This is a genomic window from Bradyrhizobium sp. MI1.10, from assembly GCF_055811035.1.
Genome location: NZ_JBVVPN010000022.1, coordinates 1 through 15,370 on the forward strand (window position 1 = coordinate 1; position 15,370 = coordinate 15,370).

A 15,370-nucleotide genomic window follows, 5' to 3' on the forward strand; every position below is an offset into this window, starting at 1 on the left:
AACGAAATCAAGTCAGCCGTTCAGGCACAAGGCTATTACATCCGCAGCCTGCGGGCCACTAAGGAACGAATGATCTACGTCAAGTAGGTCGGCGGCCGGTGTTCCCCATTTGCAAATCTCTATGACATCGGCAGGAGCCAATCCGCCAAGATCGCGCTTCGTCGACGCCCGCGCTTCGATGCCACGGGCAAGTCTGTTTGGTTGGCTGGGACTGATCGCCGCTTGCTCGGGTTCGAACAATGACCGCCAACGTGACCGCGCGCTTTCCGACGGAGGTGAACGCCCGAGTCCGGTGATGTCCCAGGGTGGAAGGTCGACGCAGCAGCCAGCGGCCCTTTTCGCCATCCGGACGAATTTAGCGCTAAAACTTCGACACCGGGGCTGGCCCGATATTTTACTTGTCCATTTTGACCCGGTGCTTTTCCACCGCGTGGACCGGCGGCCTCGCTTAGAAGTCTCAGATAACCTGCCGACGGTTTGCAGTGATCGCTCACGATTGCGTAGCTCACCCTCACGTGCTGCCAAGCTGCTGAAGTCCTCCACGGCGGAAATGTACTCCGCCGTCCCCCTTGCTGTTTGAACCAACTCACAGACGCACACCTCCCGCTGCAAAATGCAGTCGCGAACTTGCCAGGGCGTAGCGAGGACGAGACGGCGTCGAGCTGGGGTTCGGTGACATTGTCGAAGTGAGAAGCCGGCAGCGCCACATCGGGTTGACTATCCCCTTCACTCGGCCAGTTCGCATGATCCGCGTTAACCCTGTCTTTGATCTTCTCCCATAGCAGCGCTTCCCGGTTCACCTCTGCCGCTAAGGGGCCTTATTGGACCTTTGCAATCCGTCCTTGATTTCTGGAGCTCATTTCTAAGAGGATTTGAGTGAGGTTTCTCGTTCGGAGGGCGTGAAATCAGATGAGAGTAGCTCTCTTCCTAATTGGCCTCGGTACACTCGCCGTGATGGAGCTCGAGGCGCCCCCGCGCATCACAGAGCCTGTGAACGAGCCGCCGGCTCTCGCAACGGTCGGATTACGTCCCTCACACGATACACTGACCAAGGCAGACCGGCTCGAAACTCCGCAACTCCAAGCGCCACCGCAGCCACTTTCCTCGAGCGAACTAAAGGATCCGCCGGACCACATTGCGATCGTTGCACCAGCACATTCGAAGATCATCGAGCAGAAAGGCAACGCAAGCGGAAAATCCGCGATCATGCTGCCCAGGCCTCGGCCCCGCCACGGAATTTCCAAGGCAAGCGCAGGCGCCAGTCGTGCCAAACCAATCGCGGAGGCAAAGCCGTGCCTGTCAGGTGCCTTCGATGGCGTTTTGAAAGCATTAAACCTGCAGACGCGATGCCAGACCTAGAGCACGGATTCCTCTACGTTGGGACGACAGCCGATGGCAACCCGCGGCTCCCGCCGCATGTGTCAGAGCAAATACGCCGCGACGAGGAAATCCGACCGCCTCGCCCCGACGAGCGTGGATCCGTTGTCGCCGCGCGGAAGTGGTTGTCCGCGGAATTCATCACGCTCGTTGTTGGACTGGCAATCGGCCTGGCTTTCGTCGCAAGTTTCGTCCTGTTTCGCGATGCTCAATTGAAGGGGAAATCGATCGACAGAGCGGCTGCGAAGGCATTGGTCGAGCGCATTATCATAGCCGAGTCCAACGGTGACCCGAATGCAAGGAACAAGCGGTCGAGCGCCACCGGCGCCGCCCAGTTTCTCGATGATACGTGGCTCGAAGCCGTTCGAAGGCACCGACGCGATCTGATCAAGGGCCGCAGCGACAAGGAAGTCTTGGACTTGCGCGGAGATGCTGAGCTTACGCGCGAGGTTGCCGCACGGCTGGTCGAGCAACATGCCGCGATGCTGACCAAGCGCGGTCTGCCGGCCACGCCCGGTTCTCTCTACCTCGCCCATTTCGCGGGACCGGCGGGAGCCGTGGCGCTATTTTCCGGCGCAGAAACTGCCGATGCTGCTTCAGTTATGGCCGCCGCTGACATAACGGGTCGAACCACACGCGAAAAGCTGGTCAAGGCGAACGCGTTCCTCAAGGCGACGACCGTCGGCGATGTTAAGAGCTGGGCCGATCGCAAAATGGCAGTAGGCACTCGGCCTGGCCGTTAGCGGCTCAGATAACTACGCGATTTGCGGTCGCGAAGCTCTCGGCTGGAAGCCAGCTCGGTAGCCGATCCATAGCGTTCAGGACGGCGCTTGCCAGATCTCACCTGACGCAACCTCATCGATGAGGGAACCGGCGGCAGCGCCGCGGCTTGCCCGTCGCGATAACCACCATGTCCCCGTACCGCAGCGCCGGCGATGGCGTCCGCCGCTCCGCTTTCTGAGGAGACCCACTTTTGCCGATCAAGATGAAGGTCAGTGAGGTCTTCGGCGAACTGTGATTGTTGTGCAAAGGGGCAGCCGATGAACTGATCTGATTGCCGGCACGATCAGAGGCCCTTCAGTTCACGCTGGCGCGCCTCCTGCACACGGCTGTGATGCGCATTGTGTGAAGTAGTTCACAAGCGGCAAGTATCACCGAGCGTAGCGTGTACGCTTCCACTGGAGGGAAGCGCAATGAAGTGGAAATTGGCAACCTATCGAATGCTCGCGCTGACCGCCGTTGTTTTGATGGCGGCTGGTACTACTATGGCGATCGGTACTCCTCGTGGAGTCTATGAACCGATGTTGGGAACCGATTGGCAATGCACCCGGACCATGCTGCTCGTGACCACCTGTGCTCACTCAAGCAGTAGATCGGAATAAACTCCGGATGCTTGCAGGCGCACGCAGGGCGACGCTCATACCTATTTAGAAGGGAGACTGAGCGTGTTTGCAGACCACAGAACGGTCCAGGTAGTCCGCAGCCTCAGCTCTGTCGGGTCCCTCAGGGCTCTTTGACAGCCCTCCTTACCAGGTTGTCACTGGCGGTGCGGCGGTACGGCAGAGACATTAAAGCATTATAGGAACAGACATTGAAAGGTGAAGAACCGTAGCCCCGGCGATGGCGCCTGGCTGTCACGGCGGCTGCATTAGTCAAGACAGCTTTGCTGACCGATTCTTCAAAGCCGAGCGACTAAATACCAGTAGCTTTTATTCCACGAGAACTCCAAATTTCGTGAATTAGATGGCTCGCTTTTTATTGGGGGACATTGCGATGGCAAACCTATCGTTTCCCCTGAAGCTTTTCGTGGCTTGTTTGCTTTTTATGCAGCGAAGGCGCATCAGGACCACAACCACGATGGCGAACATCGCTTACTGAACCTGTTTGGAATCTATGAAAGACATTCCCGCGAATTTGCTTCAGCTATGGGCAGACCGCGCTTGAACTGCTCGGTCCCGAAATCGTTGGCGCCCTACTTGGCCCGCGCGCCCAGCAGATCGTAGATGGCAGCGCACAATATGACCATGCAAGCGACTTTCTCCGCTCCTCAGAGACATAGAGCGAAGGGACGCACTGACGATTGGTAGCCTGTCGGCGAACCAATGACGTGAGGAGGCCAGTCGCTCCGCACCGGTCTCGATCCACTAGCGGATAACCGCGCCGATGGCGTGAACCGCAGGGCCTCTCGCTCAGGCCGGATCTACGAATCCCCCTAGATGCGATGTGCCTTCGCAGGCTTGTATCTCCGCCCGAGGGTATTGAATTGCGGCTCTGTGATCTACCTCCAATTGCAACTTTTTCCCAAATGGTGCAGTATTGGGTTTTCATCCCGGCCCGCATTTTAGGAATCCAATGGGTGTCAAATTTGTACTGGCGAAGCTCCTCGAAGCGGAGCTTAACGCACGAGGCGTGAGATCCATACCGTCATCAGACTGCGTCGACATCGTGCATCGTTTGTTGGAACAGCTCACCGAAATAGAGCTTACCTTGGCCGCGCACGAGGTAGATGAACAGTCTCGACGCTAGGCTCTTGATCGGAGCGCATCTTCATAAGGTGGCGCGATCAGCGCTTATGCGTTTTTTGCGGAAAGAACATTGATTAATGACTAAGCCAGATTGCGTAATAGTTCGGGCCTATGGACGACAGTTGGATCAGCTCCGCTCAGAGGCGGCCCGGATATCAAAAGGAAGGAAGATCGACTGGTGGGTAGAACGTGCGGACTCCGGGACCCGATTCTGTTTCGAGGACACCGACACAACGAAAGCGTTCGCTTCTATCTGCGAGAGCTTAGCGATCCCCTGCCGCGACGTCTAACTCGCGTCGCTCGGGGTCTCGGATCAACCACCACGGCTCCCGCGCATCGTTCTGCCAAAGTCCGGCCAACGGAGAGTCCGAACGCTTTTCAATAGGCATGAAAACTACTAGTCTTCCGCGGCAGTGAAATTCGATCGGAGCATAACCACACAAGAGTCAACGGAGGATGCCATGGCGAAGAGAGCAATAACGCTCGGGGGTGGTGGACCGGCGGCAGGGCTGCACATCGGGGTTCTGGAAGCTCTCACCGCACACAACATAACGTTCGATGTCTGGGCACTGTCCTGCATCGGCGCATGGGTCGGGATCGTCTACAACCAATGGGACGATCATGAAGACAAAGTCGAAAAGACTCACCAATTCTTCAGGAATGGCGTCTTTCGGGACGACGAAAGCTATAAGCGTTTTCCCATAAACACAGTCTTCGGTCCGGATTGGCGCAGCAACATAAAGGCGCTGAACAACTTCGTCAGCGATTCCGACAACTATAAGGACTTCCTATGGGATCCATACCGGATGATGGACGTCTTCCAGGACTCGATGGAGATTTTGTTCAATCAGCTGCCTGACAGAGACAGAAAAAAGAAGTTCACAAGATTGGATGAAGGGGATTTCAATAGATGGATTCTCAATCAAGCGATGGCAACCAATCCCTTCATCCGTTATTTGACGTCCTTAATGTACCTTTCCAAAGTCAACGGCCTGTCAAGGATCAACTATCCAGATAGCGAGTTCATGAAGGGGATAGATTTCGAACAGCTGAAAAAGCCTGGAAAACCAGTAATCTTCCATAACGCCTGGAACCTTGATCAGCAGAAGCTCGCATTATTTTCCAATCGTCCCATGAAAAGGGCGAGCGGAAAGTTTATGTTTGAGGGCCCTATCGACGCAAGCACCTTGTGTGCGTGTTCAGCTCTTCCCTTCGTCGAAGGTACCGTAGAGATTGGCGGAGTGACCTACTGCGAAGGGGCGCTTGTCGATACCGTCAACTTCGAAAGTTTGCTGGAGGAGCACCCGGAGCTGGAAGAGATATGGGTGAGCCGGATTGTCGATTCAAAGCAAATCCGCAAGCCGGAGAATCTTCATGACGCGCTGGCAAATCTTTGCCAATTGTTCGCCTCGACGGTTGGCGAAGATGACGTCAAGCTTTTCAAATACCACATCCGGTGTGACAAAAAATCGAAACAGGAGGAGGCAAGGGACAAGAAACTCAAGATCATAGAGATTCACGTTCCGGGTCACATCAATTTCAAATGGAATCACAGCAATCTCGATAATGGACGCAAGCTGGGAAAGGCCGCTGCGGAGCAGGCGCTCGAGGCATTCGGAAAGCATGAGGCGCGACCTGCGCACAACGGGCCGCATTTCATCAACGAGAAGCCAGAGGGGTCAGCTTGGCAAAGCGTGTGCGAATATCACAAGGAGCTGAAGCGAGCCGCTGCATAAAGGCTCGAGCATCATTGGAAGGGCGGAAGTCTTCCGAACGGAAATCCTCGACCTCGAATAATGATTTGAGGCCAATCATCCGGGCCTGACGCAACCAACCGGCGTTTTGCGATAGTCACCGCAGCTTGTCGAGCAGCGCCTTCGCCTGCTTCATATCTCTCGTGTCGAAGCCCTCGGTGAAGGAGTCATAGATCGGCGCAAGTAAATCGAGCGCCTGCTCGCGTTGTTGCTGATCGATGCATAGCGCGGCAAGGTCTGTCGCGGCCCGAAGCTCAAGGGCCTTGGCGCGTTGCCCCCTTGCCATGGCCAATGCCTGTTCGATCAGTGACTGTGCCACAGCCTCGACATCTGGTCCGCCGCGGCCTATTAGCACCCGTGCTTTGAGTCGGTACAACTCGGCTTCCAAAATTCGTTCGCTGTTGCGGGTACTTATAGCGAGGCCCGACTCGATCAACTCCAGCGCGGGCTCGTAGTCTCGATCAATCAACAGGCGCTGACACAAAAGTACCAAGAGCGCGGTAATGGCCAACTGATAACCTGCGTGACGATACTCGTCCAACGCAGGACGGATTTCTCCGAGCGCGTTGGGTGAGGGATCGAGCGATGCCATGCATATGCCGCGAACGGCGCGGGCCAAACGCCACTGCCGGAATCCATGCTCCTCTGATAAGGCGATACAGCGCTCGGCATAACTTTGCGCTATCAGGAATTCGCCGCGGAGAGCTTGGAGAATGCAGGCATAATAAAAAGCGTATGCCTGCGAATGCGGATGGCCAATGGCATCCGCGCGCTGAATTGCAGCGTCCATTCGCATAATGGCAGTATCGTCGCGGCCAAGTAGCCACAGTGGCCACGACATCAGCGCAAGGTCGGCCACGCCGGCATCCTGGCCGGCCACACGCGCTGCCAGTCTATCCTCCTCGCTGCTCGCCTCGAAGGCTTCGAAAGCCCGTTCGATCGCTTCCTGGGCTCCGGTGATCTGTCCCATGAACAGGCGGATCATCGCCTGCCCGCGCATCGCATTGAGCAAGGCTGGCCGGTCGCCGCGCGTTTGGGAGAGATGAAGCAAAGCGGCGATCGTTTCCTGGGCCAGCGGCAGCTCACCGCGAATGACGCTCGCAGTGGTTAGCCAGAACATGACCTGAAGTTGCTCGGGAGGATCTCGCAGGCGCTCGCACAGCTCTCGCGCGCGGGTAAAGGTAGCCATCGCCTTGTTGGAGGCCGGCCCTTGGGTAGCGATCAGGCAGGGGCCTAAAGCGAACTGGAGGTCAAGTTCAAGCCTGTCGTTTCGTGCGTCATCGGGCCGATGGCTCGTGGCCTCGATCCCTCGTTGCAAGTGCGCAATGGCCTCAAGATTGGCGGAGCGCGTGGCTGCCTTCTTGCCGGCTTGCAACCAGTATGCCTCCGCTTTTTCGAACAGTCCGGCCTCAGTGAGATGGTGCGCGAGCGTTTCGGGCTGAGCATCCACAATTTCCGGGAACCGTTGCTCGAAGGCCTGCGCGATCGTGGCATGCAGCGCTGCGCGTCGGCTCTTCAGGAGCCCTGAATAGGCAGCGTCCCGCACAAGTGCATGCTTGAAGGTATACACCGCCTGCGGTAACTCGCCGCGGCGGAAGATCAACTCCGATCGGACCAACTGGGCAAGAGCCTCCTCCAGTCTCTCTCTTGGCAACCCGGCCACCGTGCTCAGCAGTTCGTACGAAAACTCGCGACCCACCACGGCGCCGACCTGAGCTACCTCCCTTACCGGGGCCAATCGATCGAGTCTGGCCATTAGCGATGCCTGTAACGTGGTCGGAATCGCCATCGCTGGCAGAGGGCGGCTTAGGGTGTAATGATCGTCCTGCTCTTGCAAGAACCCGGTTTCGAGCACGGTCTTGGTCAGCTCCTCTACGAACAGAGGCACGCCATCAGTGCGGGCGAGTATCTGATCCAAAACCTCCTTCGGGAGCGCCTTGCCGGCGGTGACCCGCTCGATCAACGCCGCTCCGTTGCGACGGTTAAGTCGCGTCAAAGAGAGCGTCGTAACATGCGCATGACCAGGCCAAGGCGGCGTGAATTCCGGTCTCGCGGTGATGAGCAGCAGCACCCGAAGCCGCGGTACTTGTTCCAAGGTCATCGTCAGGAGCTCGAGAGAAGTCGGATCCGCCCAATGGACATCCTCAACAATGACGAACACTGGTTGCAGTGCTGCCAGGCTTTTCAGCTGAGCCAATAGCGCCCCTAATGTCATTTCTTTGCGCTTTTGCGGGCTCAGCTCCTGCAGTCGGTAACGCTCACCGAGTGGCAAGGACAAAAGATTGGCCAGAGGCACTACGCGATCTGCGTCAGCTCCGGATCGACCGAGCAGGACCTCAAGCTTGGCGAATTTAGCCGTCGGCGAATCACTCCGCTCGAACCGGGCGGCTCGTTCGAGTTGCCGGATAAACGGGTACAACGCACTATTAGTATGATGCGCCGAGCAGAATTGGCGCACCGTGATGTGCTCCTCTCCTTGCAGCCGCTCGTCGAGCGCCAAGGCGATATGCGATTTACCGATGCCCGCCTCTCCGGTAAGCATTACTGCGCAACCCTCGCCGCTCATGGCGCGCTGCCAGCGACGCAACAGCAACTCGATCTCCTCCTCGCGTCCAATTGGCTGCGTCAACTGAGTTTTGTGCTGGGCCTCGAAGCGGCTGTCGATGCCGGTAGTGCCCAGCACCTGCCATGCTTGTGTTGGCTCCGCCCAACCTTTCAGGATGACCGGGCCAAGATTCCGGAATTCAAAATGTCCTTCGGTTAGCCGGTGAGTACTCTCGCAGATCAGGACGGCGCCCGAATCGGCGAGCGTCTGCAAGCGCGCAGCTAAATTTGGTGTTTCGCCAATAACCGCCTGCTCTTTCGCCGCACCTTCTCCCGTCAAATCGCCTACGACCACCATCCCGGTAGCAATCCCGACGCGGACTCGAAGTTGCGTGGACGGGAATGTCTGGAGGTTGGCCACGGCATCGACCAGCGCCAGCCCGGCGCGCGCCGCTTGCTCGGCATCATCCTCGTGGGCATGTGGATAACCGAAATAGGCGAGCACTCCGTCGCCCATGTATCGCGCGATGATACCCTCATTCCGAGCGATCACCTCCGCAATGCAGCTGTGGTAGGCGCCAACAACCCCTCGCAAATCTTCGGGATCAAGACGGGCCGAGAGCGCCGACGAGCCGACCAGATCACAAAACATAACCGTGAGTTGACGCCGCTCGGCTCCGTCCCGCGCCGCCTTGCCGCCCGCTTGAGGCGTGCGCGCAATGTCGCCCTTGAGCTCCGTGATAGCACGCAACATCTTGCGGCGATGGCCGAGCAGGACACCGAGGTCCTTCAGGTCCTGCTCGGTGAGATCCCCAACAACTGATAGGTCAATGGCGTTCTCGCCAAAGCGCTGAGCGTACTCTCCCAAACCGATCGATGATAGCCATTCTGCAATACCGGACATGGCACACCTATTGGCTGTTATAATTAGCATAGCACGTCAAGAACGTAAGCGTAGGCACATCTGAGACGAAGGCATGAAGCCCGGATCTTCCCGCAACGCAAAACCGGCACTCCTCCTGGCTCAGGGTCGGCGCGGTCAAGCACGGTCTCTGAAGGTCCATCGTGGCGTTCGCTTGATGCCGATCACCTTCCGCTCTTCCACGTCTGAGGCGCCAGAAGCGGAAGCCGTAGCGCCGGAGATGCAGGCATTTGAAGGCACTGGCCATCGAAATCGATGGCGCCCGGGATCAATGGCGAGCGTCGTCGTTCCCCGAAATGCGATGCTTGCCAAAAATAAGGCAGTGCTTGCGGCGGCTCATCTGTTCGCCGTGAGGGACGATTGCATCAGCCCCGCTTAGCCGTCCGCACCTTCAAGAGTTTGATCGGGGATTTGCGATACCCGGCCGTCGATCGAAGGACCGGTCCAATACGTATCCTTCTCGTTGTGCCCACGGTTTCCGAACCACGTCTCGAGCCTGTCTCACCACGATGAGATCAAGGACGCCAAGGCTTGAGATGACCCACTACTGTGGAGGCGCTGTTCTCTTACCGGAGGGCAGCTTAACTCCCCGACCTCGCGCCCTGATAGCCCGCCATCTTGGTCGTTTGATGTTTTGACGAGACGAGAGGAAGAGCAAGTCCAGGTTGAGCAATGCGCCAGCATCAGCGTAGTTTTAATCGGTCGAACCGCTCCCCAGCGTGTTTTGTTGGAGCAGGACAGCTTCACGCTCGTCGAAATGCTCGTCGTGATTACCATCATAGGTCTCGTCGTCGGTCTGGTGGGCCCGCGTGTGCTCAACCATCTGTCGGAATCGAAAACCAAAGCGGCCAGGATTCAGATCGAGAGCTTTGCGCAAGCGCTCGACCTGTACTATCTCGACAATGGCTCATATCCGGCGACGGGTGTTGGATTGGCCGTGCTCGTGCAGAAGCCAAACAACGTCGAACGCTGGAACGGGCCTTACTTGAAAGGCAGCGTGGTTCCGAACGATCCTTGGGGCAAGCCATATGAGTATGCATCTCCGGGGACGCATGGGCTAGCCTACGACCTGGCGTCCATTGGAGCCGACGGTCGCGAAGGAGGCACCGAGCAGGCAGCCGATATCGCTAACTGGCAGAAATAGTGAGCGCCGCACCGTGGCCGCGAGCGCGTCCTCTGCGTCCAGGACGACATCGCCCGCGTTACGCGTCCTTGCGAACTTCATCCGGCCGGGATAGTCCCCGAGCCGACTAGCCGAGCGAGTTGATGATTTCCCGATAGGCGGCTTCGGGAAACGCCTTCAACGTGCGCGTCCGAACGTTTCCCTGCATCCCCAGCTGCAGGCTGAAACGCGCCGCGACCGCGTCGTCCGGGGCTTCCAGGATCACGACCATGTCATAGTCACCCATGGTCAGGAAGAAGGATTTGATCTCGCCGCTCATATCCTTGAGAGCCTTCTTCGCAGCGTCCAGACGGCGTGGCGAGTCCTTCGCCTTCTGGATGCCTTGCTCGGTCCAATTTGCAAGCATGACATAGGTGGTCATTGCCGTCCTCCTTCTGGCACGAAAGCAATGCTAGCTATGCCGTTGAGGCGAAAAACAAGACCCGGAGCAGATGCGTGTAGTCGGATTCGAGCACCATGATCGTCACGAAGACCAGCACCAGCACCGGCGGCAGCAGGATCGCGTAGGCCAAAGCCAGCCGCTCCCAGGCCATGTGCATGAAGACCGCAACGATCAGGCCAGCCTTCAACACCATGAACAGCAGGATCAGCGACCATCGGAGATGGCCGTGGAGGCCAAAATAGTCGACGAGATAGGAGCAGGTGCTGAGAACGAACAACCATCCCCAGACCACGAGGTAAAGCTTGATCGGATGCTGCTGGCCCTTTGTGTGCGTGGCTCCTGATGCAGATGCGTCATGCATGTGAGCTTGCAGCGCGTGTTGCTTTGCTTCCAGATGTACCGCGACGTTTGTCATGCTGCGACCTCACCAGAGATAAAAAAGTGCAAAGATGAACACCCACACGAGATCGACGAAGTGCCAGTAGAGGCCGGTGATCTCGACGATCTCGTAATGCCCTTTTCTGCTCGTAAAGAAACCGCGCCTCTCGACATCGAAGTCTCCCCGTAAAACCTTTCGCGCAATGGCGATCAGGAAAATCACGCCGATCGTCACATGGGTGCCGTGGAAGCCGGTGATCATGAAGAAGCTCGAACCAAACTGCGCCGCACCCCAGGGATTGCCCCAGGGCCGGACGCCTTCCACGATCAGCTTGGTCCATTCAAAGGCTTGCATTCCGACGAACGTTGCGCCGAATGCTGCTGTGGCCAACATCAAGGCCGCCGTCTTCACGCGGTCGCGGCGATAACCGAAGTTGACGGCCATCGCCATCGTCCCGCTGCTGCTGATCAGGATGAAGGTCATGATCGCAATCAGGATGAGCGGGATTTTCTTTTCCCCGATCGTGAGGGCGAAGACCTCGCTGGGATTGGGCCACGGCACGGTCGTGGACATTCGCGCCGTCATGTACGACAACAGGAAACAACTGAAGATGAAGGTGTCGCTGAGGAGGAAGATCCACATCATGGCCTTCCCCCAGGAAACGTTCTTGAAGGCGCGCTGATCCGAGGACCAATCGGCGGCGATGCCTCGCCAACCTGCAGGCCGCGCCGGCGGTTCTACGTTGTTTATCAGCGCCGTTTCTGCCATCTGGTCCTTGCCTCCCTAGCTCAGCAACTGGCGACAGATGTCGACGAAATTGTCTGTCCAGCCCGTCAGCAGGCCGGCCAGGACCAGCCAGACCAACAGCAGGAAGTGCCAGTAGATAGTGCAGAGTTCCACGCTCAGACGAATTTGGCTCGCCTCGGCGCCACGCAATACCTTGGCAGTCGTTCTACCGAGCGCCACCAGACCGCCCATCAGATGCAGCCCGTGCACAGCGGTGATCAGGTAGAAGAACGAATTGGCTGGATTGGACGCCAGGAAGTACCCGGCGCCACTCAGCTGGCGCCACGCCAGCAGTTGCCCGACAAGGAATGTAATGGCGGACGCTCCACCCGCGCACAGGCCGATGCTTATGTCGTCGATGTCGTCGCGGCGCGCGGCCATATACGCCCATTGCAGTGCCACACTGCTCAAGACTAGGACGCCGGTGTTGAACCACAACAGCGCTGGCACTGGCAGCGTCCGCCAGTCCACCATGTTCATGCGCATCGAGTAGGCGCTGATGAAGAGTGCGAATAGCGAGCCGACGACCGCGAGAAATACGCCCAATCCGAGCTTCGCCGCCGGCAGGGACGAGGTACTCTCCTCGCGAAGATCGACCATCACGCCTTCCTCCAGCCATGGCTTGGCTGCCAGCCGCTGTTGCGAGAGCCACCATCCCGCAATTGCGGCTATTCCAGCCATGAACAGGATGATGGCGCTCATGCGTGGGGCCCTTGCGCCGACAATCCTGCCGGCGGTTCATTTTGCGGCACGAAATCCATGGCGGCGCCGGGGACGCTGTAATCGTAGGCCCAGCGATGGACGATCGGGAGCTCCTTGCCCCAGTTGCCATGCCCCGGCGGGGTCTCTGGCGTTTGCCATTCCAGCGACGCGGCGCCCCAGGGATTGCCGCCGGCCTCTTTTCCTTTGAACAGGCTCCAGATCAGATTGAACAGGAACACGAGCTGGGCGAAGCCGACGATCAGGGCCGCGACGCTCATGAACGCATTGAGGTCATGGGCGGATGCCGGAACGAATGCCGTTTCGCCGATGTCGTGATAGCGGCGGGGCATACCCAACAGGCCCAGATAGTGCATGGGGAAGAAAATCGCATAGGCGCCGAGGAACGAGACCCAGAAGTGGAATCGTCCAAGCGCCTCATTGAGCATTCGTCCGGTGACTTTCGGGTACCAATGATAGATTCCGCCGAACACCGCCATGATCGGCGCAATACCCATCACCATGTGAAAATGAGCGACAACGAACATCGTGTCGGACAACGGAACGTCTACGACCACGTTGCCGAGAAACAGGCCAGTCAGGCCGCCGTTTACGAAGGTGACGATGAACGCCAGCGCGAACAGCATCGGGATGGTGAGATGAATGTCGCCGCGCCAAAGGGTCAGCACCCAATTGTAAACCTTGATCGCAGTCGGGATGGCGATGATGAGCGTCGTGGTGGCGAAGAAGAACCCGAAATACGGGTGCATGCCGCTCACATACATGTGGTGCGCCCACACGACGAAGCTGAGGGCGCCAATCGCGACGATCGCCCAGACCATCATGCGATAGCCGAAGATGTTCTTCCGGGCATGGACGCTGATCAGATCGGAAATGATGCCGAAGGCCGGCAAGGCGACGATGTAGACCTCGGGATGACCGAAGAACCAGAACAGATGCTGGAACAGGATCGGGCTGCCACCCCCGTATTTCGTCAGCGTGCCCATCTCGACTAGCGTCGGCATGAAGAAGCTGGTTCCCAGCAGGCGGTCGAGCAGCAACATCACCGAAGCAACGAACAGCGCCGGGAAGGCCAGCAGCGCCATGACGGTGGCCGTGAAGATGCCCCACACCGTCAAGGGTAAACGCATCAACGTCATGCCGCGCGTGCGCGCCTGCAGCACTGTCACCACGTAATTCAGCCCGCCCATGGTGAAGCCGATGATGAACAGGATCAGGGAGGCCAGCATGAGAACGATGCCCCAATCCTGCCCGGGAGTACCGGAGAGAATCGCCTGCGGCGGGTACAGCGTCCAGCCGGCGCCGGTGGGCCCGCCGGGTACGAAAAAGGTCGAGGCCAGCACCACGACCGCGAGCAGGTAGACCCAGTAGCTCAGCATGTTCACATAGGGAAACACCATGTCCCGGGCGCCGACCATCAGCGGGATAAGGTAGTTGCCGAAGCCACCAAGGAACAGCGCGGTGAGAAGATAGATCACCATGATCATGCCGTGCATGGTGATAAACTGGAGATATTGGTTCGGATCGATGAACGAAAACGTGCCGGGGAATCCGAGTTGCAGCCGCATCAGCCATGACAGCACCAGCGCAACCATCCCAATGGACATCGCCGTGATCGAGTACTGGATGGCGATGACCTTGGCGTCCTGCGAAAAGACGTATCTCGTCCACCAGCTTCTCGGATGATAGAGCTCGACCTCGCCCACTTCGGCGGGCGGGACGCCTGCGACTGTGTCAAACGGGACATCGACCATCGGAATCCCCTCCTTGGTCTCTCTCTTCAACGAAGAGTTCGCCCTCTGCTATGCGGCGCTCCTCGCCGATGTTTTCATTCGCTCTCTCTCGTGTAAGCCGCTTTCGCGACATCCCGCTGCCCGGAAAGCTCGGCGAACGTCCGCTGCTTGTCCAGCCACGCGTGATAGTCTTTCTCTTCCTCTACGACGACCTTGCTCCGCATCTGCGCGTGCGCGGCACCGCAGAGTTCCGCGCAGAGAACCTCGAATGTTCCGGTGCGCGTGGGCGTGAACCAGTAATATGTGACCGAGCCCGGTATCATATCCATCTTCGCCCGAAACTCGGGCACATAGAAATCATGCAGGACGTCAATCGAGCGGAGCAACACCTTCACCGGTTTCCCGAGCGGCAGGTGCAAGTCGTCATTTTGAATGACGACATCGTCTTGGCCGGCGGGATCGTCGGGATTCAACCCCATGGGATTTTCGGCACTGACATAGCGGGCATCGGAAGTCCCGAGCCGGCCGTCCTTTCCGGGAAGCCGATAGCTCCATTGCCATTGCTGTCCCATGACCTCGACCTCGGTCGCATTGGCCGGCACTGTGACGAACTGGTGCCAGACGACCAGGCCGGGTGCCAGCATGGCTGCGACGCCGATTGCAGTACCGACGCTGAGCCACCATTCGAGCTTCTTGTTTTCGGGATTGTAGGCTGCGCGCCTTCCCTCCGTGTGTCGAAAGCGGAAGACGCAATAGGCCATGAACGCGACGACCGCGAAGAAAACCGCCCCGGTTATCCAGAATGTCAGGGTGATCGTGTCGTCGATGTAGCGCCAGTTTGAGGCGAGCGGCGTCCACCACCACGGGCTGAAAATGTGAAACAGCACCGAGGCGATTGCGACCAACAGCAGAATGATTGCTACAGCCATCCCTCATGCATCCTTGCCGCTAAAGGCTGCGGATACGAACCAGAGGGCGGAGCTCACGTCTGCTGCGATGGCGGAATCACATCCGCCGCCGTCATGCCTCTTGCCTCGCCCATTCAACCGGTCGCGACGCCGAGTG

General features: G+C 58.2%; 10 protein-coding genes. 3 read left to right on the forward strand and 7 right to left on the reverse strand.

The annotated features are described in order from the left end of the window. Positions 1-1,502 precede the first annotated feature (1,502 nt). Both AC0L3K_RS22905 and AC0L3K_RS22910 read left to right on the forward strand, forming a co-directional pair. Positions 1,503-2,120 (forward strand): lysozyme family protein, encoded by a 618-nt coding sequence (locus AC0L3K_RS22905; protein ID WP_473366952.1) that lies wholly within the window; start codon positions 1,503-1,505, stop codon positions 2,118-2,120. A 2,243-nt stretch (positions 2,121-4,363) separates the two neighbouring features. Then, the gene (locus tag AC0L3K_RS22910) at positions 4,364-5,638 is read left to right on the forward strand and encodes a patatin-like phospholipase family protein (protein ID WP_007601160.1); all 1,275 of its coding nucleotides are present in this window, start codon (positions 4,364-4,366) and stop codon (positions 5,636-5,638) included. 115 nt (positions 5,639-5,753) lie between these two features. Here AC0L3K_RS22910 and AC0L3K_RS22915 read toward each other — a convergent pair whose 3' ends face one another. Continuing rightward, positions 5,754-9,104, reverse strand: coding sequence for an AAA family ATPase (locus tag AC0L3K_RS22915; RefSeq protein WP_007601159.1), 3,351 nt, complete (start codon positions 9,102-9,104; stop codon positions 5,754-5,756). 745 nt (positions 9,105-9,849) lie between these two features. On the opposite strand from AC0L3K_RS22915, the gene gspG reads away from it, so the two are divergent. Next, entirely contained in the window at positions 9,850-10,266 is a 417-nt protein-coding gene (gene gspG / locus AC0L3K_RS22920; RefSeq protein WP_473366953.1) for a type II secretion system major pseudopilin GspG, read from the forward strand. Between the two features lie 106 nt (positions 10,267-10,372). On the opposite strand, the gene AC0L3K_RS22925 is transcribed toward gspG, so the two are convergent. The 6 genes from AC0L3K_RS22925 to coxB all read right to left on the reverse strand — a co-directional run bounded on the left by AC0L3K_RS22925 (position 10,373) and on the right by coxB (position 15,234). After that, positions 10,373-10,666 (reverse strand): GYD domain-containing protein, encoded by a 294-nt coding sequence (locus AC0L3K_RS22925; protein WP_219684590.1) that lies wholly within the window; start codon positions 10,664-10,666, stop codon positions 10,373-10,375. Positions 10,667-10,700: 34 nt separating this feature from the next. Further along, entirely contained in the window at positions 10,701-11,102 is a 402-nt protein-coding gene (locus AC0L3K_RS22930) for a cytochrome C oxidase subunit IV family protein (protein ID WP_007601157.1), read from the reverse strand. A gap of 9 nt (positions 11,103-11,111) precedes the next feature. Then, complete coding sequence (locus AC0L3K_RS22935; protein ID WP_219684592.1) at positions 11,112-11,834, reverse strand: heme-copper oxidase subunit III family protein; 723 nt, start codon at positions 11,832-11,834, stop codon at positions 11,112-11,114. A 15-nt stretch (positions 11,835-11,849) separates the two neighbouring features. Then, positions 11,850-12,554 (reverse strand): cytochrome c oxidase subunit 3, encoded by a 705-nt coding sequence (locus AC0L3K_RS22940; RefSeq protein WP_473366954.1) that lies wholly within the window; start codon positions 12,552-12,554, stop codon positions 11,850-11,852. Next, positions 12,551-14,326, reverse strand: coding sequence for a cytochrome c oxidase subunit I (ctaD, locus tag AC0L3K_RS22945; RefSeq protein WP_007601154.1), 1,776 nt, complete (start codon positions 14,324-14,326; stop codon positions 12,551-12,553). Before ctaD ends, AC0L3K_RS22940 begins: the two co-directional genes overlap by 4 nt. A 74-nt stretch (positions 14,327-14,400) precedes the next feature. Continuing rightward, the gene (gene coxB / locus AC0L3K_RS22950) at positions 14,401-15,234 is read right to left on the reverse strand and encodes a cytochrome c oxidase subunit II (RefSeq protein ID WP_007601153.1); all 834 of its coding nucleotides are present in this window, start codon (positions 15,232-15,234) and stop codon (positions 14,401-14,403) included. Between the last annotated feature and the right edge of the window lie 136 nt (positions 15,235-15,370).